This is a genomic window from Janthinobacterium sp. UMAB-60 (assembly GCF_900095235.1).
GTDB lineage: Bacteria > Pseudomonadota > Gammaproteobacteria > Burkholderiales > Burkholderiaceae_D > Janthinobacterium.
The window spans coordinates 239,010-262,620 of sequence record NZ_LT607483.1; the positions used below are offsets into that span (position 1 = coordinate 239,010).

General features: G+C 64.7%; 17 protein-coding genes. 8 read left to right on the plus strand and 9 right to left on the minus strand.

The window, feature by feature from the left end:
• Position 1: 1 nt before the first annotated feature.
• From K0F86_RS04330 to K0F86_RS04345, 4 genes are all read right to left on the minus strand, one after another.
• On the minus strand, positions 2-2,143 hold the full coding sequence (locus K0F86_RS04330; protein WP_219133124.1) for a type VI secretion system Vgr family protein: 2,142 nt from the start codon (positions 2,141-2,143) through the stop codon (positions 2-4).
• Positions 2,144-2,220: 77 nt separating this feature from the next.
• Positions 2,221-3,279: a type VI secretion system baseplate subunit TssG gene (gene tssG, locus K0F86_RS04335; protein WP_219133126.1), complete on the minus strand. Its 1,059-nt coding sequence runs from the start codon at positions 3,277-3,279 to the stop codon at positions 2,221-2,223.
• Positions 3,243-5,084: a type VI secretion system baseplate subunit TssF gene (tssF, locus tag K0F86_RS04340; protein ID WP_219133128.1), complete on the minus strand. Its 1,842-nt coding sequence runs from the start codon at positions 5,082-5,084 to the stop codon at positions 3,243-3,245. The genes tssG and tssF overlap by 37 nt, the downstream gene beginning before the upstream one ends.
• A 78-nt stretch (positions 5,085-5,162) precedes the next feature.
• Complete coding sequence (locus tag K0F86_RS04345; RefSeq protein ID WP_219133472.1) at positions 5,163-5,975, minus strand: outer envelope protein; 813 nt, start codon at positions 5,973-5,975, stop codon at positions 5,163-5,165.
• Positions 5,976-6,423: 448 nt separating this feature from the next.
• Here K0F86_RS04345 and K0F86_RS04350 point away from each other — a divergent pair, with 448 nt between their 5' ends.
• From K0F86_RS04350 to K0F86_RS04375, 6 genes are all read left to right on the plus strand, one after another.
• The gene (locus K0F86_RS04350) at positions 6,424-7,938 is read left to right on the plus strand and encodes an ABC transporter ATP-binding protein (RefSeq protein WP_219133129.1); all 1,515 of its coding nucleotides are present in this window, start codon (positions 6,424-6,426) and stop codon (positions 7,936-7,938) included.
• Complete coding sequence (locus K0F86_RS04355; protein ID WP_219133131.1) at positions 7,931-9,007, plus strand: ABC transporter permease; 1,077 nt, start codon at positions 7,931-7,933, stop codon at positions 9,005-9,007. Before K0F86_RS04350 ends, K0F86_RS04355 begins: the two co-directional genes overlap by 8 nt.
• The gene (locus K0F86_RS04360; RefSeq protein ID WP_219133133.1) at positions 9,000-9,929 is read left to right on the plus strand and encodes an ABC transporter permease; all 930 of its coding nucleotides are present in this window, start codon (positions 9,000-9,002) and stop codon (positions 9,927-9,929) included. The genes K0F86_RS04355 and K0F86_RS04360 overlap by 8 nt, the downstream gene beginning before the upstream one ends.
• 21 nt (positions 9,930-9,950) lie before the next feature.
• Complete coding sequence (locus K0F86_RS04365) at positions 9,951-11,027, plus strand: BMP family ABC transporter substrate-binding protein (protein ID WP_219133135.1); 1,077 nt, start codon at positions 9,951-9,953, stop codon at positions 11,025-11,027.
• Between the two features lie 121 nt (positions 11,028-11,148).
• Complete coding sequence (locus K0F86_RS04370; protein WP_219133136.1) at positions 11,149-11,985, plus strand: HDOD domain-containing protein; 837 nt, start codon at positions 11,149-11,151, stop codon at positions 11,983-11,985.
• 136 nt (positions 11,986-12,121) lie between these two features.
• Complete coding sequence (locus tag K0F86_RS04375) at positions 12,122-13,735, plus strand: M28 family peptidase (protein ID WP_219133138.1); 1,614 nt, start codon at positions 12,122-12,124, stop codon at positions 13,733-13,735.
• A gap of 41 nt (positions 13,736-13,776) precedes the next feature.
• On the opposite strand, the gene K0F86_RS04380 is transcribed toward K0F86_RS04375, so the two are convergent.
• From K0F86_RS04380 to K0F86_RS04400, 5 genes are all read right to left on the minus strand, one after another.
• Complete coding sequence (locus K0F86_RS04380; RefSeq protein ID WP_219133139.1) at positions 13,777-14,991, minus strand: MFS transporter; 1,215 nt, start codon at positions 14,989-14,991, stop codon at positions 13,777-13,779.
• Between the two features lie 135 nt (positions 14,992-15,126).
• Positions 15,127-16,152 carry a formylglycine-generating enzyme family protein gene (locus tag K0F86_RS04385; RefSeq protein WP_219133141.1) on the minus strand — a complete coding sequence of 342 codons (1,026 nt, stop codon included), beginning with the start codon at positions 16,150-16,152 and terminating at the stop codon, positions 15,127-15,129.
• Positions 16,149-18,167, minus strand: coding sequence for an arylsulfatase (locus K0F86_RS04390; RefSeq protein WP_219133143.1), 2,019 nt, complete (start codon positions 18,165-18,167; stop codon positions 16,149-16,151). The genes K0F86_RS04385 and K0F86_RS04390 overlap by 4 nt, the downstream gene beginning before the upstream one ends.
• 16 nt (positions 18,168-18,183) lie before the next feature.
• Entirely contained in the window at positions 18,184-20,355 is a 2,172-nt protein-coding gene (locus K0F86_RS04395) for a TonB-dependent siderophore receptor (protein WP_219133145.1), read from the minus strand.
• Positions 20,356-20,798: 443 nt separating this feature from the next.
• Entirely contained in the window at positions 20,799-21,809 is a 1,011-nt protein-coding gene (locus K0F86_RS04400) for an LLM class flavin-dependent oxidoreductase (RefSeq protein WP_219133147.1), read from the minus strand.
• A gap of 299 nt (positions 21,810-22,108) precedes the next feature.
• On the opposite strand from K0F86_RS04400, the gene K0F86_RS04405 reads away from it, so the two are divergent.
• Positions 22,109-22,258, plus strand: a complete 150-nt coding sequence (locus K0F86_RS04405) for a hypothetical protein (RefSeq protein ID WP_219133148.1) — start codon at positions 22,109-22,111, stop codon at positions 22,256-22,258.
• A gap of 194 nt (positions 22,259-22,452) precedes the next feature.
• Positions 22,453-23,580 carry a peptidase M24 gene (locus K0F86_RS04410; RefSeq protein ID WP_219133150.1) on the plus strand — a complete coding sequence of 376 codons (1,128 nt, stop codon included), beginning with the start codon at positions 22,453-22,455 and terminating at the stop codon, positions 23,578-23,580.
• The last annotated feature ends 31 nt before the right edge of the window (positions 23,581-23,611 follow it).

The following is a 23,611-nucleotide window of genomic DNA, read 5'->3' on the forward strand; positions in this document are numbered from 1 at the left end:
GTCAGCCCGGGTTGTTGTCGATGTCGTCGCCGTGGATCTGCACCTTCGATCTGCCGCGAATGATGATTTCATCGGCAACCAGTTCAATGCGCCCCGGCGTGATGGTGATGCTGGACGTGCCCACCGTCATCGTGTGCGAATCGGTGGCCGTGAGCGTGCTGTCGGCGCCGACGATGACGCTTTTCGTCAGGCCGACTTGCTCGGCCTGCGCCAGCACCACGGTGGTGTTCATGGCACCGATGACGGTGGTCTGGTAGGCGGCGCCGATGGTCAGCACCTTGGCCAGGCCGATCGTTTCGTCCTTGGCCAGGGTCACCCGTTCCGAACGGTGGCCGTCGATCTGCACCTGCTCGTTGCCGCCCACGTGTTCGCGGCGGTTGTCGCCGATGTCGATGTGTTCGTCGTGATCGACGCGCTCACGGCGGTTGTTGTGCACGGTGATGTCTTCATCGTGGTCCACCGTTTCCGTGCGGTCGCGCCTGACGTGCACGGTTTCATCGCGGTCGATGGTTTTGCGCCGGTCGTTGCCGACCCAGTGCGACTCGTCATGCTCGACTTCGATGCGCTGGTCCTTTTCCGCATGCAGCCACAGCTCCTCGGCATCCTTGCGGTCCTCGAAACGCAAGGCGTTGGCGTGCGCAGCGGAACCTTTTTTTGAGGAACGGCTCAGCATGCCGCTTTGCGTCTTGTTGGCCGGTAGCTCCCATGGCGGCATATTGCGCGCGTTGTAGACGCAGCCGATGATGAGGGGCATGGCGACGTTACCGTCGAGAAATTGCACGGCCACTTCCATGCCCACCCGGGGCAGGCTGATGTGGCCGAAATTCGGGCCGGCCCAGTTCGATATCACGCGTATCCACGGCGAACTCTTGTCGTCGAAGGTACCGAGTCGGTCCCAGTGGAATTGCACTTTGACTCTTCCGTAACCGTCCGTATGGATTTCCTCGCCGGGCGGCCCGACCACGGTGGCCGTCTGCACGCCGTAGATCTTCGGTTCGCGGCTATGAAAATTGCGGCCGGGGCGCCAGGGGATGTCACGGGCGATGCAGGTAAATGTGTTGCTGTAGTGCGAGGTGGCGCCGTGCCCTTGCTGATAGTTGTTGCTGGCGTAGTGGTGCACGGACAGGATCAGGTATTCGCTGGCTGCGCTGTCGAAATGTCCGTCCAGCGTGAACCAGCGTCCCGGCTGCGCCGTGCGGTCATTGCCCTGCGCCTCGAACAGCTGGCCCTGGGCATCAACCTCTTCCATGCGGCGCTGGGCCAGGGATTCGCCATCGTCGATGTTTTTAAAACCGTAGCTGCCCGTGTTTTCATATACTTCCAGCGACGGCACGGCGCCTTGCCGGTTCAGCGAGTCGCGGCTGGCGCGGGCGCTGCGCGGATTCTTGAAGTTGAAGCTGGCGACCGTCATCTGGGCCGGGGCCATGCGCCGCCCCGTGCTCCATTGATGCACGCCATCGTCTTCCAGGGAACCGGCCTGGTGCTGGAAGGGCATGGCGTTCGATTCTCCATCGATGGGCTTGCCGGTGGTGCTGTCGTCGTCCAGCCACAAGGTGTGGCCATCAATGCGGTGTTCGTAGCGGTAGTGCCAGCCCAGTTGCTCCCAGTGGCGGTGCAACAGGTTGTGGTCGCTCTCGTTGTGCTGGCACGTGTAGGTGATGGCGGGATCCAGGCCGCTGGCGGCCAGCTTGTAGTCGCGCATCAGGTAGGCATCGAAGACCTTGTCCGTCAGCGCCGCCACCGTCAAGCCGTGGAAGGCGACATTGTTTTGCCGCAAGTGCAGATGCGCCAGCCATGGCTCCAGCACCATTTGATAAAAGGCGAAGCCGCCGTCTGTGCGCAGGAAGCGGAACTCGAATACATAGCCGTTGAAGTAGCGCAAGGTACCGTCTTCGCGCACCAGTTCGATGGTCACCATCTTGCCCATCACCTTGTCGAGCGCGATGGAGGCGTCGTCGGACAGCACTTCCACCACATGGGAAAAGTCGCGCGACAGGCTTTCGCTGGCGGCCAGGCTGTTGGCCAGGAACTGGACGTTGACAGGGCCGTCGCCATGCGGAAAGTGCAGGCGTAGCAGGCGCTGGCCCTGCATGTCGCCCGTTAATGCCATCCATGCCGCCGTCGTATCGGGGAACAGGCTCATCGCGCATCGCTTCACGGTAGGAATCGTTGACCGACTGTAGCAATAGCGAACACAGGCGTTTTGCGCGGCCGCAAGCTTCAATCTTTGAGTGATGGCATCAATTGCATTTCGTAATGCATGTCGTCGCGGTGGCACGGTGATGCCGCGTCGCCGAGGAAACTGTTGCAGCCGAGGCCAGCTTGCCCGGTGGCCGTCAATGCCAATCCCCGTACCTCGCTGGCGCGCAGCACCAGCACGATCTGGTAGCGCACGAGCGGCTGGCCGAACAGCATCAGCATGTGCCGCAGCTGCTCGCTGGCCGGGGCGCGCGGCAAAAAGCTGGCGTGCTGCTCTGCTGTGAGGGGGCCGAGGCGCAGGCGTACGGCCAGGTCGGGGCGGCGGCAGCGCTCGCCGACGGTGGCGCGCTGGCCCAGCACGGCATTGGCCATGCCCAGCGCCGTTTGTTCGCGCGGCGCCAGCGCGTCCATGGCGCCCGTCGCCTCGTCGATGTGGCAGGGCACGCCGAAGTGGTCGCCGAGGATGCGCGCCATGACGATGGACGAGATGTTGCGCTGCTGCAGCAAGCCGCTGTACAGGCCGATCGCCGCCTGGTACTGGTCCAGACCCTGGCCCTGGCCCGGCTGGCACGCGGCCAGGTCCAGCAGGCGCGACAGGAAGGCGCCGCTGTGGCCGGCCTGCTCGATGCGGTATTTTTGCCAGGCCTGGTAAAACTGGGTCACGGCGCGGCTGGAAAACAGGTCGAGAAAAGCGCGCGCGCTGGTGTCGCGCTCGCTATGCTGGTGCGCGGCGATGCGCTCCGAATAGTGGCTGGGCAAGCTGCCTTGGCAGCCCAGCAGGCCCATGAAGGCGGGCGTGAGGTGGATATGTGGTAAATGACCCGACAGCAGCGCTTGCAGCAGGGCATCGGCATCGGCGATGCCGCCTGTCGTGAGCGCCTCGACCTGGCTGGCGGGAAAGCGCAGCGAGACGCTGTTGTCGAAGCGCATGATCTTTGCCAGCGCCGTGTGCTCATCGATGCCGTGTTCGGCCAGCCACGCCAGCAGCAGGCGCAGCGCCTGAAAGCACTCGAAGCGCTGTGGCGCGTCGAGCAATTGCTGGATCACGCTGGCGTGGCGTCGGCGCTGCGTTCCGGGCATCGCAGGATTTCCTCGCCGCTGCGCTGGGACCGCAGCGTCAGTTGGCTAAAGCAGTTGAGCTGGCTGTTCAGGGCGAAATAGCGCTGCAGCACCTGGGCAAAAATATACATGCTGCTGCCGACGAAGGCTTGCTCGTCGATGCCCAGGCGGATGGCGATGCCGGGCATCAGGGTAGGGAACGGCACGGTCGGCATCCATGCGCGCGTGCTGCCGTGTTCGAGCGTGACGATGCCCTGGATCAGGCGCTGCGTGGTGGGCGAGCGGGGCAGGTCGTACAGGCTGAGCATTTTCTGGAATTCGCCCAGGTCCGCCTGCGTCAGGCCCGAGTAATTGAGCGACAGGTGGGCAATCAGGCGCCAGTGCGTGTCCGCCAGGAAGCGCATGCTGGGCGTGGGCTTGCGCAGGAAGCGCGCGGGGATGCCGTCGGGCACGTCTTCGGCCAGCAGGTCGCCGCCGGGCAAGCCGTAATGCAATTGCGTGGGCAAGTCGCGGTTGCTGCACAGCAGCTGCGTCGAGACGGTGGCGCAGGCCGCGTTGTCTGGTGAAAACTGCGGGTCGATCAGGCTCAGGCGCATTTCATGGCCGGGACTGATGGCCGCCACGGTTTCGTCGCGGCGCGCCAGCCAATACTGTCCCTGCTCTGCCTGGGCACCTTGCAGCGAGGCATACAGCGGCAAAAAGGTGCTCAGGCGCTCGCCGGCCTGCTCCTTGCGCACCACGGTGACGGCCTCGATGCTGTGGATGTCGTAGGCAAACGCATGCGTGGCATCGGCCAGCAGGGCGTAGTCGGGCTCGGTATGCGTGAGGCGGATCGGCACGCCGGACTTGGCAAACAGGTTGACGACGGGCGTGCAGCCGAGCAAAAGATTATCGGGGCTGACGCCGGACAAGAGTCGCGCCTCGTGGCTGTCGCTGCGCACGCCCTTGAGCGGCAGGTGCAAGGTGAACTGGCGGCATTGCTTCGGCAGCAAGGCCGACAGCAGGGACCAGGCGATATCGATGAAATGGAATTTTTCCGGAAAGGCGAAATACTCGGTCAGCAGGCGCAGGGCCGGGTGCGAACGGGCGGAAATGGGGATCAGCGCATCGTCTTGGGCATAGCCGGCCGGCGCCAGCGGAATGCCGTCGACGGCCAGCCACGGGCTGTGTTCGTCCAGCGCCACGTACGCGCCCGCGCCGCGCAGGAACAGGGCGTCGAGCAGGGCCGCGCGCACGGATGGTTCGCCATCGGCAAACAGGCGCAGGCTGGCAAAACCCGGCTGATCGAGATGATAGTTGTCGCTGCTGCTGGTGAATTGAATGCTGAGCAAGGCGCTGGCGCCGTCGGGCAGGCGCAGGCCGGGCGGCGCGTCGATGATCGCTGAAAAGTGCAGGCGCGAAATGGCCAGCGGCGCCAGGGTCACGTCATACGCGCTGGTGAACTTGCAGGCCACGCCTTGCACCGGTTGCGAGCGCAGCACGGTGCCGCGCGGAACATGCGCAAGCTGGGCCAGTTGGCCGCCACCGTGCGCTTCGTCGGCGGCGATGCGCACGATGGAGCACGAAGGAAACGGCCGCAGATAGTGCGGGTACAGGGTGTCGAGCAGGGACTGGGTGAATTGCGGATAGGCGTCGTCAAGGCGCTTGGCGACCCTGGCCGTGAGCAGGGCGACGGACTGGATCAGGCGTTCGACATGCGGATCTTCGCAGGTGTCGCCGGCGATCAGCAGGCGCCCGGCCGCTTTCGGATAGCGGCTGGAAAACTCGCGCGTGTACTGGCGGAACAGGCCCAGCTCGCGCTCGTAATATGGCAATAGTTGTTCCACGGTCGCGCTCTCCGCCAGCAGGAAAGCTTCATGCTGGCATCAGGCGCGACCGTGTGTGTTGATGCGTGACAATGATTCTTAGAAATGGTACTCCGCGCGTATCATCGGCGTCTTCGCCGTCTGGCCCACATTGCCCGTGGTGGCGGGCGAGTTGCCGAACTTGTTTTTCCAGTACTGGTACTCGATGCCCACGCGGAAGGTGTTCTTCGCGCTGCCCAGGGCCGCGCCCACGTCGTACATCACTTGCATGTCGATATTCGTTTCCACGGCCGTCTTGCGCCCCACTTCATCGTTGCCTTTCGAGTCGATGAGGTTAAAGAAACCTTCGAACGAGAACAGCGGCGACAGCGGAATGCCCCAGGCGCCCGTCAGCATGGCGTGCGTTTTATACGTGTAGCGGCCCGTCACTTGCGAGATGGGCGGGAAGGCGCCGCTGGGGGCGTTGCTTTCACGTAGCAACAGCAGGCTGGTGTTGAAGAAGCCGGGCACGTCCCACATCAGCGTGGGGCCGGCCACCAGCATGCGCTTGCGCGAGTTGTAGCCGACATCATTTTTCGTGTTGACGTCAAAGCCCAGGGTGACGCCGACGCCGCGCACGGGGCCGAACTTGATGTCGCTGCCGCGCACCTTGCCGATGTCGATGGTGTTGCGGTACACCAGATACGCCTCTTGCGCGCCGGACGTCTTGCCCAGCGCACCGGGGTCCTTGCTGTCGGAGATCAGGAAGTCCAGGTTGACGAAGTTGCTGCCGTATTTGTAGCCGCTGGCATGCGTGATGGCAAAGATGTTTTTCTTGATGTCATCGGGATTGAACGGCTCGCGGTAGTCATTGCCGGCGCGCCAGCTGAGCGAGGTATCGCTCCATTCGGCAGCCTGGGCGGTCGCTCCCAGGCCCAGGGTCGTGGCAAGGCACAGGCAAGGCAACAGACACGGTAAGATTTTTGGCACTTTCGGCTCCTGATGGCGGTGTTGGAAAACGGATACAAGGGATGGCGGGGCGCGTAGCGCGCATGATGCGCTGCGTTGCCGCAGAATGCGCGCCGTTCAATCCATGATGCGAGAGGCGCGGCATCAGACAATATGCAGTATTTACATACTTACTATCATTTCTTGCATATAATCATCGCATTTTCCAGCCCCTGTGGGGCAAGGCGGGGGCTGCAAAGCAGCTAATTTTTTTCAAAATTGTATACAGGTGTTGTTTTTTTGCAGAAATAGAAATGGACTGCCAAATGCCAGCCCCCAAGCATCCGCGGATGCCGATACGATAGCTATCGCGATGGCTTGATGCCGCCCCGATCGATAGACGGACAACTTGTAACGAGGCACGAAAAAAACAATGACGGCACGTCTGGAATTACACGACATCAGCAAGCGCTATCCGTCCGTGGTGGCGAATGACGGCATCCACCTCACCGTGGCGCCCGGACAAATTCACGCCGTGCTCGGCGAAAACGGTGCCGGCAAATCGACCTTAATGAAAATCATCTACGGCGCCGTGCAGCCCGATGGCGGCCGGATCCTGTGGAATGGCCGCGAGGTCGAGATCGCCAACCCGTCGGCCGCGCGCGCGCTGGGCATCGCCATGGTGTTCCAGCACTTTTCCCTGTTCGACACGCTCACCGTGACGGAAAACATCGCCCTCGGTTTGCCCGCCGGCACCAACATGACGGAACTGGCGCAGCGCATCGAGGCGACGGCGCGCCAGTACGGCCTGGACCTGGAGCCGCAGCGTCACGTGCACACCTTGTCGGTAGGCGAATGCCAGCGCGTGGAAATCGTGCGCGCCCTGCTGGCCAAGCCGCAACTGTTGATCCTCGATGAACCGACGTCCGTGCTGACGCCGGGCGCCGTGGAGAAACTGTTTATGACCTTGCGCCAGCTGGCGGCCGAAGGCTGCAGCATCCTGTACATCAGCCACAAGCTCGACGAAATCCGCGCCCTGTGCCACACGTGCACGGTGGTGCGCGCCGGCAAGAACGCGGGCGTGTGCGACCCCACCGAGGAATCGGCGGCCAGCCTGTCGCGCATGATGATCGGCGCCGAGCCGCCCGCCGTCACGCGCGTGGCGCGCACGCCCGGTGCCGTCATGCTGAGCGTGCGGCAGCTGGACTTGCCGAAGAGCCACCCGTTTGCCACGCAATTGATCGATATCAATTTCGACGTGCGGGCGGGCGAGATCGTCGGCATCGCGGGCGTGTCCGGCAATGGCCAGCAGGAATTGCTGGCCGCGCTGTCGGGCGAGGACATGCGCGCGGCCCCCGCCAGCATCGTGCTGAACGGCACGCCGGCGGGACGCTTGCCGCCGGGACGCCGGCGCGCGCTGGGCTTCGGCTTCGTGCCGGAGGAGCGGCTGGGACGCGGCGCCGTGCCCGACATGGGGCTGGCCGACAACGTGCTGTTGAGCTTGCAGACCCCCGCCACCATCCGCCACGGCTTCGTGCGTCATCACGTCATCGCGCAGCGGGCGGCCGCCATCATCGCCCGCTTCCAGGTGAAGGCGGGCGGGCCGCAGGCGCTGGCGCGCAGCTTGTCTGGAGGCAATTTGCAGAAATACATAGTCGGACGCGAAGTCATGCGCGAGCCCACCGTGCTGGTGGTGGCGCAGCCGACCTGGGGCGTGGACGTGGGCGCGGCCGCGCAAATCCGCGCCGAATTGCTGGCGCTGCGCGACGCCGGTTGCGCGCTGCTGATCGTCTCGGAAGAACTCGATGAATTGTTCGAAATCAGCGACCGTTTGCTGGTGATGGCGAAAGGAAAAATTTCACCATCGCTCGAGGTGGGCGAGGCCAGCGTGGCCCAGGTGGGGCAATGGATGAGCGGGCTGTGGCCGCAGGAGGTCGCCCATGGCTAAGTTTGCCTTGCGCCTGGAAGCCCGGCCAACCCCGTCGCGGCTGATGTCGTGGCTGTCGCCCGTGCTGGCAGTCTTGCTCACCGTGCTGTGCGGCGCGCTGCTATTTGTTGCGCTGGGACACGATCCGCTGGCCGGACTGGCCGTCTTCTTCGTCGAACCCTTGCGCGACGCGCACGGCTGGTCCGAGCTGGGCATCAAGGTGGCGCCCCTGCTGTTGATCGCCGTCGGCCTGGCCATCTGCTTTCGCGCCAACATCTATAACATCGGCGCGGAAGGCCAGCTGACCCTGGGCGCCATCTGCGGCGGCGCGGCGGCCCTGTACCTCGATGACGGCGTGGGCGGCGCGACCGTCATCGGCGTGTCCCTGCTGGCCGGCATGGCGGGCGGCATGGCGTGGGCGGGCCTGGTGGCGTGGCTGCGCGACCGCTACAACGCCAGCGAAATCCTCGTCTCGCTGATGCTGGTCTACATCGCGCAATTGCTGCTCAGCTATCTCGTGTATGGCGTGCTGCGCGACCCGGAAGGCTTCAACTTCCCTCAGTCGAAACTGCTGTCCGACGGTTTGCTGTTGCCGATGGTGATCAGCGACACGCGCTTGCATGTGGGCATTATCTTCGCCCTGCTGGCCGCGCTGGGCGGCTGGCTGTATTTATCCAGGAGCATCGCCGGCTTCCGCCTGCGCGTGGGCGGCATGGCGCCGGCCGCCGCGCGGTACGCGGGCTTTTCTTCGCGCAAGACTTTATGGTCGTCGCTGCTGATCTGCGGCGCCCTGTCCGGCCTGGCGGGTGCCTGCGAAGTGCTGGGGCCGATGGGGCAGCTCACGCCCACGGTCTCGCCCGGCTACGGCTTTGCCGCCATCATCGTCGCCTTCGTGGGGCGGCTGCATCCCGTGGGCGTGATTTTTTCCAGCTTCGTCATGGCCCTGTTCTATATCGGCGGCGAACTGGCGCAATCGCGCCTCGGCTTGCCCAGCGCCATCACGGGGGTGTTCCAGGGCATCTTGCTGTTCGCCTTGCTCGCTTGCGACGTGCTGATCCAATACAAATTGCGCTGGAGAAAACATGGATAACCTGGCCCTGACGATAGCGCCCTTGATCGCCGCCAGCATCAACGCGGGCACGCCGCTGATGCTGGCCGCCCTCGGTTTATTGGTGAATGAAAAGGCGGGCGTGGTGAACCTGGGCGCGGAAGGCATGATGCTGGTGTCGGCCATCACGGGCTTTGCCGTGGCCGTCAACACGGGCAGCCCCACGCTGGGCTTCCTGGCGGGGGCGGGCGCCAGCATGCTGCTGTCCGGCTTCTTTGCCTGGCTGACCGTGTGGCTGGGCACGAACCAGTATGCGACGGGCCTGGCCTTGTCGCTGTTCGGCGCGGGCGCGTCCACGTACATCGGCCTGAAGTATGTGGGCAACAGTTTGCACAACGGCAGGTTCGGCATTCCCTTCCTGGAAGACATTCCCGTGCTGGGGCCGGCCCTGTTCCGCCAGCATCCGATGGTGTATCTGTCGCTCTTGCTGTGCCTGGCCATCGCCTGGTTCCTGTACCGCACGCGGGCGGGACTCGTGCTGCGCGCCGTGGGCGAGTCGCCAGCGTCCGCGCATGCGCTCGGCTACCCCGTGCGCCGCATCCGCCTGGCGGCCGTGTTGTTCGGCGGCGCCTGCTGCGGCCTGGCCGGCGCCTTTTTGTCGCTCGTGTACACGCCACTGTGGGTCGAGGGCATGGTGGCGGGGCGCGGATGGATCGCGCTGGCGCTGACCACGTTTGCCACCTGGCGCCCCGCGCGCGTGGTGGGCGGCGCCTACCTGTTTGGCGGCATCACCATTCTGACCTTCCATGCGCAGGCGCTGGGCGTGCCCATCGCCTCGCAGCTGTTGTCGATGCTGCCGTATGTGGCGGCCATCGTCGTGCTCGTGCTCATTTCCAGCAATGCCAATTACATCAAGCTCAACATGCCCGCTTCGCTGGGGAAAAATTTCAATCCCGGAAATTAATCACTCACCACAAGGAAAACCATGTCCAAGAAATTACTGTGCGCCGCCGTTTGCAGTGCCATTCTGATGCCTGCCATGGCCGCCGCGCCCGCGACAGCGCCGCTGAACGTCGGCTTCGTGTACATCAGCCCCATCGGCGACGCGGGCTGGACCACCCAGCATGACCAGGCGCGCAAGGAAATGGAAAAGGCGCTGGGCAACAAGATCACCACCAAGTTTGTGGAAAACGTGCCGGAGAGCGCCGATGCGGAACGCGTGATCCGCGACCTGGCGCAAACGGGCAGCAAGCTGGTCATCACGACTTCGTTCGGTTACATGAATCCCACCTTGAAAGTGGCGAAGCAATTTCCTAATGTGAAGTTCATCCACCTGACTGGCTACAAGACGGCGCCGAACGTGGCCAACACCAACGCCCGTTTCTACGAAGGCCGCTACCTGGCTGGCGTGTTGGCAGGCAAGATGAGCAAGACGCATGTGGCCGGTTATGTGGCGGCGTTTCCCATTCCGGAAGTGTTGCAGGGCGTCAACGCCTTCACGCGCGGCATGCGCAGCGTCGACCCGAAGGCGGAAGTGAAAGTGGTGTGGGTAAATAGCTGGTTCGATCCGGGCAAGGAACGCGACGCGGCCATCACCCTGATCGGCCAGGGCGCGGACGTGGTCACCCACCACACGGACTCGACCGCCGTGGTGCAGGCGGCGGAAGAAAAGGGCAAGTATGCGATCGCTTATCACTCGGACATGAAAAAGTACGGGCCGAAGGCGCAGCTGGCCGCCGTCACCCACCATTGGGGCGAGTACTATACGAGGCAGGCGCAGGCCGTGCTGGACGGTACGTGGAAATCCAGCAGCACCTGGGGCGGCATCAAGGATGGCATGGTCAAGCTGGAAGGCATCAATGCCGCCGTGCCCGCCGATGTGAAACAGTTTGTATTGGCGCGCGAGAAAGACTTGGTTGCTGGCAAGCTCAATCCTTTCAGTGCGCCGATCAAGGATAACGATGGCAAGGTGCGCCTGGAGAAAGGCGTGCTGGACGATGCGGCGCTGACGAAGATGGATTATTTTGTCGAAGGCGTGGCAGGGAAAGTTTCCGGAAAGTAATAGGTTTGAGTTTGAACTTGCTGTAATATTGCCGGGAACGGGAACAAGGCCGGGGATACATGCGCATTCCCGGCCCATCCACATAGCAGAGCCTGCATAGGCCCGTACCGGAGATCGACCCATGGACAGATTGGAAGTATTCAAGATTATCGCGCTGCAAGCGAGCAAGGGCGAGCTGACGTTCCCCGCCAACGTCAAGGCCACCTTGAAGCTGCAGGAAGCGCTGGACGACCCCGATTGCCATATCGAGGCGGCCGCCCGCATGGTCATGGCCGAGCCGCTGCTGTCGGCGCGGGTCGTGGCCTTGGCCAACTCGGCCGCCTACAACCGTTCCGGCAATGAAATCGCCAATGTGCGCGCAGCCGTCTCGCGCCTGGGCTTTGCCACCTTGAAATCGATGGTGGCGTCCGTTATCGTGCGCCAGCTGGGCAGCCAGATCACGGACCCGCAATTGCGCGCCAAGGGGGGCAAGCTGTGGGAGCACACGGCCCACGTGGCGGCATTGAGCCAGGTCATCGCGCGGAAAGTCACGCATGTGGACGTGGAGACGGCCATGTTCGCGGCCATCGTGCACGAAGTGGGCGGCTTTTATCTGCTGTCGCGCGCCGAGGAATATCCGGGCTTGCTCGACGACAACACGGAAGACTGGATCGAATACGGCGAAAAACTGATCGGCCGCGGCGTGTTGCGCCAGCTGCAAGTGCCCGACATGGTCTTGCAGGCCGTGGAAGGCATGTGGCATGGCGGCAGCCCGTTCCCGCCCCGCACCTTGGGCGCGACCCTGGTGCTGGCCAACGATCTGTCGCCCGTCGGCTCACCCCTGCACCCGCCGGAAAGCGCCGAGCGGCGCCTGGCGGCCGCGAAGATCGACTTCGGGATTGGCGGCAGCACCCTGCACACGATACTCGAGGAATCGGCCGAAGAGATCGAATCCTTGGCGGCCGCCTTGCTGGTGTAAATTACGCCTCAATGAAATCCCCGCCCTTGCTGCGGGGATTTTTTTCGTCCGCATTTTGCTGCGCCTGCCCCATGGCATACAATCGCCGGTCCGGCTATCCGCCGGACTGAATGTTTCCTCTTACCCAAAGGATCTTATGCAGAAGCTGTTTTCTTCCCTCGCCTTGACTGCGCTGGCGTTTTCCGCCCAAGCCGCTACCGTTTTGCCCGTGGTACAGGAAGCGCCGCTGCGCGCCCACCTGGCCTTCCTGTCCAGCGATTTGCTGGAAGGCCGGGGCACGGGCCAACGCGGCGCCGACCTGACGGTGGCGTACCTGGAAACGCAGGCGCAGATGGCCGGACTGCAACCCGTGCGCGGCAACAGCTACCGCCAGAGCGTGCAGATCGCCGGCGTGAAGTCGCTGCCGGCCGAGAGCAGCCTGCAGGCGGTGGCGGGCGGCAAGGCCGTGCCGCTGGCGTTCGGCCCGGACTGGGTCTGGGCCACGGGCGACTCCGTTGCCGCGCACACATTCGATGCGCCGCTGGTGTTCGTCGGCTACGGCATCACGGCGCCGGAAGAGGGCTGGAACGATTTCAAGGGTGCCGATGTCAAAAACAAGATCGTCGTCATGCTGGTCAACGACCCGCAGCCGACCGCGCTTGATCCGAACCGTTTCGCCGGCAAGGCGCTGACCTATTACGGCCGCTGGACCTACAAATTCGAGGAAGCCAAACGCCAGGGCGCGGCGGGCGTCTTGCTGATCCACACGAAACCGTCGGCCTCGTACGACTGGAGCGTCGTGCAGAACAGCTGGAGCGGCAGCGAGCGCTTCCAGTTGGCCGACCGCACTGCCGGCACGCCCCTGCAGGGCTGGATCGCGGAAGACGCGGCGCGCCGCCTGTTTGCGGCCGGTGGTCAGGACCTGGACGCCTTGCGCGCCAAGGCGGAAAGCAAGGATTTTCAGGCTGTCGCGCTGGACGCCAAGTTGTCGGGCGACATGAAGTCCATCGTGCGCAAGGTGGAGCAATTCAATATCGCCGGCATGGTGCCGGGCACCGACCCGGCATTGAAAGATGAAGCCGTCATCTACAGCGGCCACTGGGACCACCTGGGCCAGCAGGGTAATTCGGGCGACACGATTTACAACGGCGCCGTCGACAATGCCTCCGGCATTGCAGGCTTGCTGGCCATGGCGCAGGAAGCCGTCAAGCAACCTGCGAAGCGCACGCAGATCTTCCTGTGGGTGGCGGCCGAAGAGCAGGGGCTATTGGGCAGCGCCGCCTACGCGGCCGATCCGCTGTGGCCTTTGAACAAGACGGCGGCCGCGCTGAACCTGGACAGCCTGAACTTCGTCGGTGCCACGCATGACATCGGCGCGCAAGGCAGCGAGCGCACGGAGCTGGGGGCGATGGCGGCGGCAACGGCCAAAGCCATGGGCATGCACATTGCTGCCGCGCGTCCCGACCTGGCCGGCGGTTATTTTCGCAGCGACCATTTCAGTTTTGCCAAGGCCGGCGTGCCCGCGTTTTCCATCAATGGCGGACGCGAGTACATCAAGGACGTGGCCGCATCGAAAGCCAAGGCGGCCGCTTACGGTCCCCGCTACCATCAGGTCAGCGATGAGTACGATGCCGGCTGGGATTTGTCGGGCATGACGCAGCAGGCGCAATTCACGCTGAACCTGGGGCAGGCCGTGGCGAATGCGGCGAAAATGCCGGCCTGGAAGGCGGGCGATGCGTTCGGCAAGGCGCGTGAGCAAGCCGCGAAATAAGGCATGGTCTGTGCAAACAATGTTGGCGCCGCAGCGCCGGATCAAGCCGCCCGTTCCAGCCTGCGTTGCGTGTGGCGGTACTTGCTCCACACGATCAGCAGCAACAGCGGCATGGCGCCACCCACGGCGCACAGGGCGGGCCAGCCGCCGGCGGCGAAGCTGGCGCTGGCCAGCGCCGAGCCGGCCGACGCGCCGATGAAGCCGCCCGCGATGAACACGGTGGTGACTCTTGCCCGCGCATGCGGCGCCAGCTTATAAATGATGGACTGGTGCGTCACTTGCAGGCCCATCACGCCCATGTCCAGCAGGACGATGCCAATCAGCAATAGCACCAGCGAGTGCGCGCCGAAGCCGATCAGGGCCCAGCCCGCGATCGAGGCGACGGCCAGCAGCCAGGTGGCCTGGCGCGCATAGCCGCGGTCGGCCATGCGGCCGGCCGTGTTGGCGGCAAAGGCGCCCGTGGCACCCGCCAGGCCGAACAGGCCGATCTGCATTTCCGAATAGTGATACGGCGCGCCGCTGAGCAAAAAGGTCAGGCCCGTCCAGAACACGCTGAAGGTGCCCAGTCCCAGGCCCGAGAACAGCGCGCGCTGGCGCAGCAACGGTTCCTGGCGGATGATGTCGGCCAGCGAGGCCAGCAATTTTCCGTACTGCAACTTGCCGCGCGGCGCCTCGTTCGGCAGGATGCGGCGCAGCATGACGAGCAGGGCGGCCACGACGATGGCGGCCAGCACGTAGACGCTGCGCCAGCCGCCGCTGATCTGCGACACCGTGCCGGACACGGTACGCGCCAGCAGAATTCCCAACAACAAGCCCGTCATGACGGTGCCCACCATGCGGCCCCGGCTATGATCGGGCGCATACGAGGCCACCATGGCCGTGACCACCATCAAGGCGCTGGCCGTGATGCCCATCAAGACGCTGGCGATGGCAAAGACGATGATGTTCTGGCTGGTGGCGGCCAGCAGCAGGGCGCCTATCTTGGCGATCAGCATCCACGTCAGCAACTGGCGGCGGTTCAGCACGTCGCTGAGGGGCACCAGAAACACGATGCCCAGCACATAGCCGATCTGCGTGGCCGTGACCAGGTAACCCGCTTGCGGCACGCTCACGCCAAACGAGGCGGCTAGCATCGAGGTGAGCGGCTGCACGTAGTACAGGCTGGCGACGAGCACGCCGGCGGACAGGGCGAACAACAGGATGCGGGTGGAACTCAGCAGGGTGCTGGCGTCGATATGCGAGGGTGCGGATTTCATGCGATACAACTTTCTTGGAATGACGCTTTTGGATCAGCATGATAGCGGGGCTGCGCATTTCCTGCCGGGCAGGGCCGATTTTGACCTTGCCCGGCATGCGGATCTGCAATCATTCAAAGGCCATACCGCCGCCATTCAGCTGTCGCGCAGCACCGTGCGAAAGCCGATATGCGCGGCGCCCAGGTCCGCTTCCTGCGCTTCGCGGGCCGAGGCGCGGTAGCGCACGCAAAAGTCGGGCGAACACAGGAAGGAGCCCCCCTTGATGACCATGGGCTGGTTGGGCTGTTGCGGCAGCGCGCGCCGCGCCGCGGCGGCCACGGCGGCCGTGTCGCCATTCGCGTGCGCCTGGTGCGCGCCGCTGTAGGCGTCGCGCGTCCATTCCCAGGCATTGCCGATCATGTCATACAAGGCAAAGGCGTTGGCCTGATAGCAGCCGACGGGCGCCAGGCCCGCGTGATGGTCTTGCTGCGTATTGAGCAGCGGAAACGCGCCTTGCCAGTAATTGGCCGTCGGCTGGCGCTGGCGGTCGACGGGCGCCTTGTCCAGCTCGGCGTCGCTGCGGCCCGCCTTGGCCGCGTATTCCCATTCCGCCTCCGTGGGCAGGTCGCGCCCGAGCCAGCGCGCATAGGCCAGCGCATCGGCTTGCGTCACCATGGTGACGGGCGTGTTGCCGGCAGGCGCGCCAGATGCGGGACCGGTGGGATGGCGCCAGTCGGCGCCCTTCACATACGACCACCAGGCGTAGGGCCGCCGGGCCAGCTCTTCCTGCGTGGGTTGCTGGAAGACGACGGCGCCGCCTTCCTGTTCCGCCTGCGTCACGTAGCCGGTGGCCTGCACGAAAGCGGCGAACTGGGCGTTGCTCACTTCCGTCTGGTCCATCCAGAAACCGGCCACTGCCTGCGACGCCTTGGCCGGGCGCTCATCGGCATAGCCTTGCTGGCTGCCGAGGGTAAAGTTGCCCGATGGTATCCAGGCCATGCCCGCCTGTTTCTGCCGGCCCCAGCCTGCGGGCAAGCCCGTGCCCGCCGCGCACAGCACTTCGCTGCCCAGCGCCGCCGGCACGGGCCGGGCGGCGGCCTGGGCGGCAGCCAGCCGGTCGCAGCCGCTCAGCTGCAGGCTGGCCAGCAGCATGGCGGCCAGGGAGGCGATGCGCAGCCTCATGGGCGGCCCGCCGCGGCTTTTTTATCATCGTTGGGCTCGGCGGGGAACTTGGTGCCGTAGAAGCCGCCCGGACGCAGCGGTTCGACGCCGCCCACTTGCTGCATATAGGTCTTCCATTGCGCCACCAGCTGCGCCGTCAGTGCCGCATGCTGGCCCGCCACGTCATGGTTTTCACCGCGGTCCGTGTGCAGGTCGAACAGTTGCCAGGCGCCGGAAACGGGGCCTTGCGGCGGTTCCGCCCAGACGGCTTTCCAGCGACCATCGGCGCTGAACAGGTAGGCGCGGCCATACGATTCGTCGCCGAACGGCGCCGTGTGTACGGGACCGGCATGGCGCTCCTGCAGCAGCGGCAGCAGCGATTTGCCCGTGATGGGGTAGACATGGCGCGCGCCATGCACGACCTTGCCCAGGTTGCGGTCGCGTCCCGTCTTCGCGTCGATGTCGGCCGGCGCCGGCTGCGAGGGCGCGGCGATGCCGGCCAGGTCGAGGAAGGTGGCCGTGTTGTCCGTCACAAAAGTAAAGGCGCGCAGGGGCGCGGCACCCTGCTGCTGGCCCGGCAGGCGCACGATCAGCGGCGTTGAGACGCCCCCTTCGTGGAAGTTGCCCTTGACGTTGCGGAACGGCGCCGCGCTCACCTCGGCCCAGCGCAAGCCGTACTGCAGGCGCTGCGCGCTGGCCTTGCCATTGTCGCGGCCCAGCTGCGCATAGGCTTCGGGCTGGGCGTTGGCTTCGTCGGTGCGTTTCGGATCGTCGCCGCCATTGATGGGCCAGCCTTCGGCGCCGTTATCGGACTGGAACATGATGAAGGTATTCTCGTACTCGCCGATATCCTTCAAATGCTGGATCAGCAGGCCGATGTTGTGGTCGAGGTTATCCACCATGCCCGCGTAGATTTCCATGTAGCGCGCCTGGGCTTTTTTCTCCAGCGGCGTCAGGCTGTTCCAGCGCTTGTTGACATTGCCGGGGCCGTGGTCGACATAGCCCAGTTCCGCGCCATGGTTGGCGTTTACGTAGCGCGCCCGCGGCGTGTCGTTGTTGGCGCTGGCCGGCGTGCGCGTGGGCAGGTCGGGCACGCCGCCGAACGGCGTGAAGTCGGCGGGAATGATGCCCAGTTCCTTCATGCGCGCGATGCGCGCGGCGCGCACCACCTCGTAGCCCTGGTCATAGCGGCCCTTGTATTTGCTCAGGTAGGGCTCCGGCACTTGCAGCGGCCAGTGCGGCGAGGTGTAAGCGGCGTAGGCAAAGAAGGGCTTGCCGTCGCCGCGTCGGGAATCGATGTAGCTGATCAGCTTTTGCGTATAGAAATCGGTGGAATAAAACGCTTCCGGGCTGCCGCCCGGCGTGCCGGGCTCGCCCGGGCGCACATAGCGGCCGTCTTCCGTGTAGTTGCGCGAATCGGCCGGCTCATGGCCGAAGTGATTGCGCGCCGCCCCCGGCAACAGGGCGTAGCTGCGCTCGAAGCCCCACTGGTCGGGCGTCTTGCCCTTGTTGGCGGCGCCGCCGACGATGCTGGAACCGAGGTGCCATTTGCCGGCCATGTAGGTGTGGTAGCCGCCATCGTTGAGCAATTGCGCCACCGACAGGGCGCTGTCGTTCAGGTAGCCCTCGTAGCCGGGCAAGCCGCGCCGCTCGTCGCGCGGCGCGCCCATCGTGCCTTCGCCGACCAGGTGGTGGTCGGTGCCGGAAATGAGCATCGAGCGCGTGATGGCGCAGACGGTGCCCGTATGGTGGTTGGTCAGCAGGCGCCCGCCGCGCGCCAGGGCGTCGAGATTGGGCGTCTCGATTTCGCCGCCAAAGGCGCCGATGTCGGAATAGCCGAGGTCATCGGCCATGATGTAGAGGATGTTCGGCCTTTTCGCCGCCGGCGCGGCGGGCGTGACGGGTGTAGCGAGGATGGTGGTAGTGGGCGTCACGTCCAGCGCGCCATACGCGCTGAGGGTGGCGGCCAGGCCGCTCAGGGCCAGGATGGCGCCGATCTTGCGGCCATGGCGGCGGGGGAGGGCAGGAGTGGTCATATCAGCTTTCCAGGATTTAAAGATCGATGCGGGCATTCAGCGAAATGGTGCGCGGCGCGCCGGCCTGCAGCGCGTTCGAGCCGGTGGAATTCCAGTAGGCGCGGTTGGCCAGGTTGCTGATTTCCAGGCGGTAACTGACGGCGTTTTCGCCCAGGCGGCTGCGGTAGGCGCCGCCCGCGCTGGCCAGGGTGACGGCCGGCACGCTCCAGGCATTGGCGCTGTTGGCCGCCTGCGCGCCCACATAGCTGGCGTTGGCATGCAGTGACAGGCCGGACACGGCACGCACCTTGGCGTTCACGCCCAGCGCCGCCTGGAAGCGCGGCGTGCTTTCGATGCGGTTGCCGACGATGGCGGGACTGGTGGCCTGATACGTGGCGTCGAGCCAGGTGGCGCCGGCCGTCGCTTCGAGGTCGCGCATGAGGTCAGCGCGGCCGTTCAGCTCCAGGCCCTGGTAGCGCAGTTCGCCGCCCTGCACGTAAATGCCCTGGCTGTTGCTGCTGTAGTCGGCGTACGCGGCGCCGCGCCTGATGCGGAACAAGGCGGCGCTGGCGCCCCATTTCGCGTGGTCGGCCTTCAGGCCGAATTCCACTTGCCGGCTTTTCAGCGGGGCCAGCACGGTATTCGCATTCGCGTAGACATTCGAGACGGTGCCGCCGTCTTCCAGCGCTTCCACGTAATTGCCGTACACGGTCAGCGTGTCCGAGGGCTGGTACAGCAGGGCCACGGTGGGCGTGAGCGGTTTCTTGTGATAGTTGCTGGTGCGCGCGCCGCTGGCGGCGAAGTTGTTGTTCTCGTAGTCCATGTAGCGCAAGCCCGCCAGCAGCGACCAGTGCGGCGCGAATGCCACTGTATCGCTGAGGAAGACCGATTTCTGCGTGTAGTCGGAAATGGTGTAGAAGGCCTGGCGGTTGACGTTCGAGGTATCGACCAGCACGGGTGGCGCCTGGTACAGATTGCCCGTGGTCTTGCCGCTGAAAATGCTCAGCGACGGCGTCACGTTGAGCGTGCGGTCCAGCGTCTGATAATTGAAGCCGGCGGCGATCTTGTGCACGATGGCGCCCGTGTGAACGTTGCCTTCGAGCATGCCTTGCAGCGAGTCATACGTCAGCGTGGGCGCGTAGAACGGATTCAGGCGGTTGCTGTAGCCGCCCGACTGGCTCGTCAGGTACAGCGTTTCATAGGCACTGTCGATGCGCTTTTCCGTATGGCCATAGCTGACATTGGCTTGCCAGTCGCTATTGATCTTCCACGCCAGCGCCGTACTGGCCAGCCACATGGTCGAATCATAATAGGTGCTGGCATAGGCGCCCAGGTCGCGCTTGCCGCTGACGGGAGCGGGCAGGGCGCTGCGCACTGGATACACGGCCAGCGACATGGTCGGCACGCCGCCTTGCAAGTCGCGCTCCTGGTACAGCAACTGCGCGCTCCAGGTCACGCCGGGCTGCAGGCGCGCATCGACGGCCAGCGCGCCCGCCTTGCGGCGCAGATCGGCGCCGTTGTACGTTTCGCCCTGCTCGTGCGACAGGTTGACGCGGTAGCCATAGCGGCCATCCTCGCCCGCGCGGCCGCCCACGTCGATATGCTGGCTGAACACGCCGCTGTCCGTGTAGCCGATGTCGGCGCTGAACAGGGGATGCTCGACGGGCTTTTTCGAAACGTAATTGATGATGCCGCCCGGCGCGCTGAAACCGTACAAGAAGCCCGTGGCGCCTTTCAGCAGCTGCACCGATTCGAACATCTCCAGCGGCAGTTCGACGCCATACATCTGGAAGGGCTGGCCATCGATCTTGTAGCCGTTGGTGAAATCGAGGGTCAGGCCGCGCACGCTGACGGCGTAGGCGCTTTGCGTGTAGGTGCCGCCTTTCGACGCCACCGAAGCGTCATCGGCAAACAGCGTGCCCAGGCTCTTGATCTGCCGGTCCTCGATCTGCGCGCTGCTGACCTGGGCCGTGGAAAACGGCGTTTCCAGGTCCGAGCGCGCACCGAGGGCGCCCGCCGCCAGCCGCTCCGCCGGGGCGCGGTCGCCGTTGACGGTGATGACGGCGATTGGGCCGGCCGCGGCGGCGGCCGATTCCGCCGCCGCGTCCGCCGTATCGCCTGCCGCCTGCGCCTGCAGGCCTGCACCCAGCATCAGGGTGGTGAAGAGGCCGAGTGTCCGGTAGCCTTGCGCTGCCTGTCGTTGCTTCATTGCGTCTGCTTTCATGTCAAAGGTGCGGTCAGCTCATGCGGACAGGCGTGTCGCGGCCTGGCCGGCGTGGCCATGGAAAATGGAAAGGGTGATGCTGCGTGGTGCCCGGTGCTGGTAGCAGGGGCGGGGAATCAGTGCGCCGCCATGGCGCGCCATGGTGCTTCAGCCGTGGTAACGGCTGTTTCAACGAGAAACATCATAGAGGCCGCCTGACGCCGATGGAACGACTGATTTCGTATAAGGTAAGCCGGTAAATGTTGCAGGCAAAAAAATCCCGGCGATCGTTGCCGACGGCCGGGAAAAGGGTATACGGGGATATACCGAGGGAGGAAGATAAAACGTGTTCTAAACTTACTGCGCGTCGTTAGTCGCGGCCTGCGATGCTCACTGTGCATCCGCACAGTTCCGCGTATCGTCCACAACTCACTTCCGCTCGCGACAGTTTAGAAAACGTTTTTATGACCGCTTGCCAGCTCCGCATGCACCTGCGCCGTGATTTCATACGAGCGCAGCCGGTGCTGGTGCTCGAAAATCTGCGAGGTGATCATCAGCTCGTCGGCGCCCGTTTCGGCGATGAAGGCGGCCATCTTCGCCTTCACTGTCTGCGGCGCGCCGATGGCCGTGCACGACAGGACGGAATCGAGCATGGCGCGTTCCTGCGGGCCCAATTGCTCCAGATAACCGGGCACGGGCGGTTGCAAACGCGACGGGCGGCCCGTGCGCAGGTTGACGAACGCCTGCTGCATCGAGGTGGCGCGCAGGTGCGCTTCGGCATCCGTGTCGGCGGCGAACACATTAAAGCCCAGCATCACATACGGTTTGGCCAATTGTTTGGAAGGCTTGAAGTGCTCGCGGTAATACGCCACCGCTTGCAGCATCATCTGCGGCGCGAAGTGCGAAGCGAACGCATACGGCAAGCCCAGGTGGGCGGCCAGCTGGGCGCCGAACAGGCTCGACCCCAGTATCCACACGGGCACTTTCGCGCCCTTGCCGGGCACGGCCAGCACGCGCTGGCGCGGCTCGTCGGACATGTAGTCGATCAGTTCCAGCACGTCCTGCGGAAACTGTTCCGCGTCGGACTGCAGGTCGCGGCGCAGCGCGCGCGCCGTGGTCTGGTCGGAGCCGGGCGCGCGGCCCAGGCCCAGGTCGATGCGGCCCGGGTGCAGCGCTTCCAGCGTGCCGAACTGTTCCGCGATGACGAGCGGCGAATGGTTCGGCAGCATCACGCCGCCCGCACCCACGCGGATGGTTGTCGTGCCGGCCGCCACATGGGCGATGACGACGGCCGTGGCGGCGCTGGCGATGCCGGGCATGCCGTGGTGTTCGGCCAGCCAGTAGCGGTTGTAGCCCCAGCGTTCGCCGTGCTGCGCCAGGTCGAGCGTGTTCTTGAACGACTGGCTGGCGTTGCTGCCTTCGGCGATGGGCGCGAGGTCGAGTATGGAAAATGGAATCATGGTAGCGATATCGGGACGTGGTGGAAAATCACAATGGACGATTTGTCTATCCCCTGACGCTGGCAGGGTCACCCAGGACAGCGTGGCGGGGAAGACAGGCTGGACACATGATAATGCGAATCGGGAATTTGCGTACTGATCGGTAAAAAACTCGTATCGAGCGGAAATCGGTGCGGGCGATACGTCAGGATTTATGGTGAAATGATGAAGAACAAAGAAGCTGGAAAATTGCCGGGACGGGGCACGGAAAACGGCGTCAACGCCATCAACATACTGGCCGACGCGCTGGAACTATCAATTTGCGCCGGTTTCCGAACGCCGTCAGCTTCGGCCCGGCCATGCCGCACGCGGCGTACACGGGGCATGCCGAAGACGAGTTCATCACGGAAAAACAGCTGCTGCTGAACTTGCCGATGTACACGGCCGTGCTGATCGAACTGGCGAAATAGCGGCTTGCAAAAATAGAAGGAAGTCATAGACTGCAAGCCTGAGACCAGTCCGGGCGCCGAACTTTTTATGCGCATGCCGGTCTTACGTTTCCATGTAGGAAGGGAGCAGCTATGCATGCACAACAGGAAGCCCGGCTGGTGCCAGGCAGGGCAGGCGGGGTCGTGCCGCGCCTGAACCCGGACGAGGAGTGGTCATGAACTGGCCGCTGGAACTGGAAGTGGCGCACAAGCTGGCGCAGATGCGGGGCTGGCTGGAACAGGAGCGTGCCGGTGCCGTGCGCCTGCGGGGCGTGGACTGGTTCGCGTGGGCCACGGCGGGCGCGTCGAACAGCCATTGCCATACGGCCGAGTGCGGCTGCGCGGAAGTGCTGGTGACGCGCGACGCGGCCTACATCCTGACGGACGAAGCCGAAGCCATGCGCATGCGCGAGGAAGAAGTGCGCGGGCCATGGACGTGGCAAGTGTCGCCCTGGATGCAGCCGCAGCTGTATGAATTGCGCGAGCATTTCGTGCAGCATGTGGCCGGTGGCGCCCTTGTCTTGTCCGACCGGCCAGGCTTGCACGAGCGCAGCCTGCCCGTGGCCTTGCGCGAAGAGCGGCTGGTGCTGCTGGAATCGGAGCAACTGCGTTATCGGCAGGTGGGGCAGCTGGCTGCCGGCGCGGCCGCCGATGCGCTGCGCCAGGCCCGTCCCGACTGGAGCGAGCTGGAACTGGCTGCCGCCTGCGTGCGCGCGCTGTGGCTGCGGGGCTTGCAAGCCGTGCACGTGCTGGTCAGCGGCGAGGAGCGCCAGCAGCGGTATCGGCGCGCGCCGCCGGCCCAGGTGGTGCTGGGCACGCAAGCCGTGCTGGCCCTGTGCGCGCGGCGTTTCGGCCTGTGCGCCAGCCTCAGTCGTCAACGCCGCTTCGGCCCGGCGCAGCATCGCGCCGATGGCGTGGCGCTGGTGATGGGCGATGCCGATGCCGCCATGCTGGCGCTGGAAGCGGTGGCGCTCGACGCTTGCGAAACGGGTCATGCGCTGAGCATGGTGTATCACGCGCTCGACAGCGCCTACGCGTACGCAGGCCAGCCCGATACGGTGCGTACCAGCCGGCAGGGCGGCATCCATGGCTACCTGGCGCCCGAAGTGGCGGCTGGCGCGCACACGGAAATCCTCCTCAAGCGGGGCATGGCGCTCGCCTTCCACCCCAGCTTGCCCGGCAGCACGGTGGAAGACACCTTTCTGCTCGACGGTAACCAATTGCACAACCTGACGCATGACCCGGCCTGGCCCTCGGCCATGGTGCAGGGGCGCAGCCGCCCGCTGACCCTGGCCTTGGCCTGATTGATGCGGCCGGCCATGTGCGCAAAACATC

Bases quoted from the DNA above. Each gene is read 5' to 3' on its own strand.
- K0F86_RS04330 (WP_219133124.1), bottom strand. From the start codon at position 2,143: ATGAGCCTGTTCCCCGATACGACGGCGGCATGGATGGCATTAACGGGC.
- tssG (WP_219133126.1), bottom strand. From the start codon at position 3,279: ATGCCCGGAACGCAGCGCCGACGCCACGCCAGCGTGATCCAGCAATTG.
- K0F86_RS04350 (WP_219133129.1), top strand. From the start codon at position 6,424: ATGACGGCACGTCTGGAATTACACGACATCAGCAAGCGCTATCCGTCC.
- K0F86_RS04355 (WP_219133131.1), top strand. From the start codon at position 7,931: ATGGCTAAGTTTGCCTTGCGCCTGGAAGCCCGGCCAACCCCGTCGCGG.
- K0F86_RS04360 (WP_219133133.1), top strand. From the start codon at position 9,000: ATGGATAACCTGGCCCTGACGATAGCGCCCTTGATCGCCGCCAGCATC.
- K0F86_RS04365 (WP_219133135.1), top strand. From the start codon at position 9,951: ATGTCCAAGAAATTACTGTGCGCCGCCGTTTGCAGTGCCATTCTGATG.
- K0F86_RS04370 (WP_219133136.1), top strand. From the start codon at position 11,149: ATGGACAGATTGGAAGTATTCAAGATTATCGCGCTGCAAGCGAGCAAG.
- K0F86_RS04375 (WP_219133138.1), top strand. From the start codon at position 12,122: ATGCAGAAGCTGTTTTCTTCCCTCGCCTTGACTGCGCTGGCGTTTTCC.
- K0F86_RS04380 (WP_219133139.1), bottom strand. From the start codon at position 14,991: ATGAAATCCGCACCCTCGCATATCGACGCCAGCACCCTGCTGAGTTCC.
- K0F86_RS04385 (WP_219133141.1), bottom strand. From the start codon at position 16,152: ATGAGGCTGCGCATCGCCTCCCTGGCCGCCATGCTGCTGGCCAGCCTG.
- K0F86_RS04390 (WP_219133143.1), bottom strand. From the start codon at position 18,167: ATGACCACTCCTGCCCTCCCCCGCCGCCATGGCCGCAAGATCGGCGCC.
- K0F86_RS04395 (WP_219133145.1), bottom strand. From the start codon at position 20,355: ATGAAGCAACGACAGGCAGCGCAAGGCTACCGGACACTCGGCCTCTTC.
- K0F86_RS04400 (WP_219133147.1), bottom strand. From the start codon at position 21,809: ATGATTCCATTTTCCATACTCGACCTCGCGCCCATCGCCGAAGGCAGC.
- K0F86_RS04410 (WP_219133150.1), top strand. From the start codon at position 22,453: ATGAACTGGCCGCTGGAACTGGAAGTGGCGCACAAGCTGGCGCAGATG.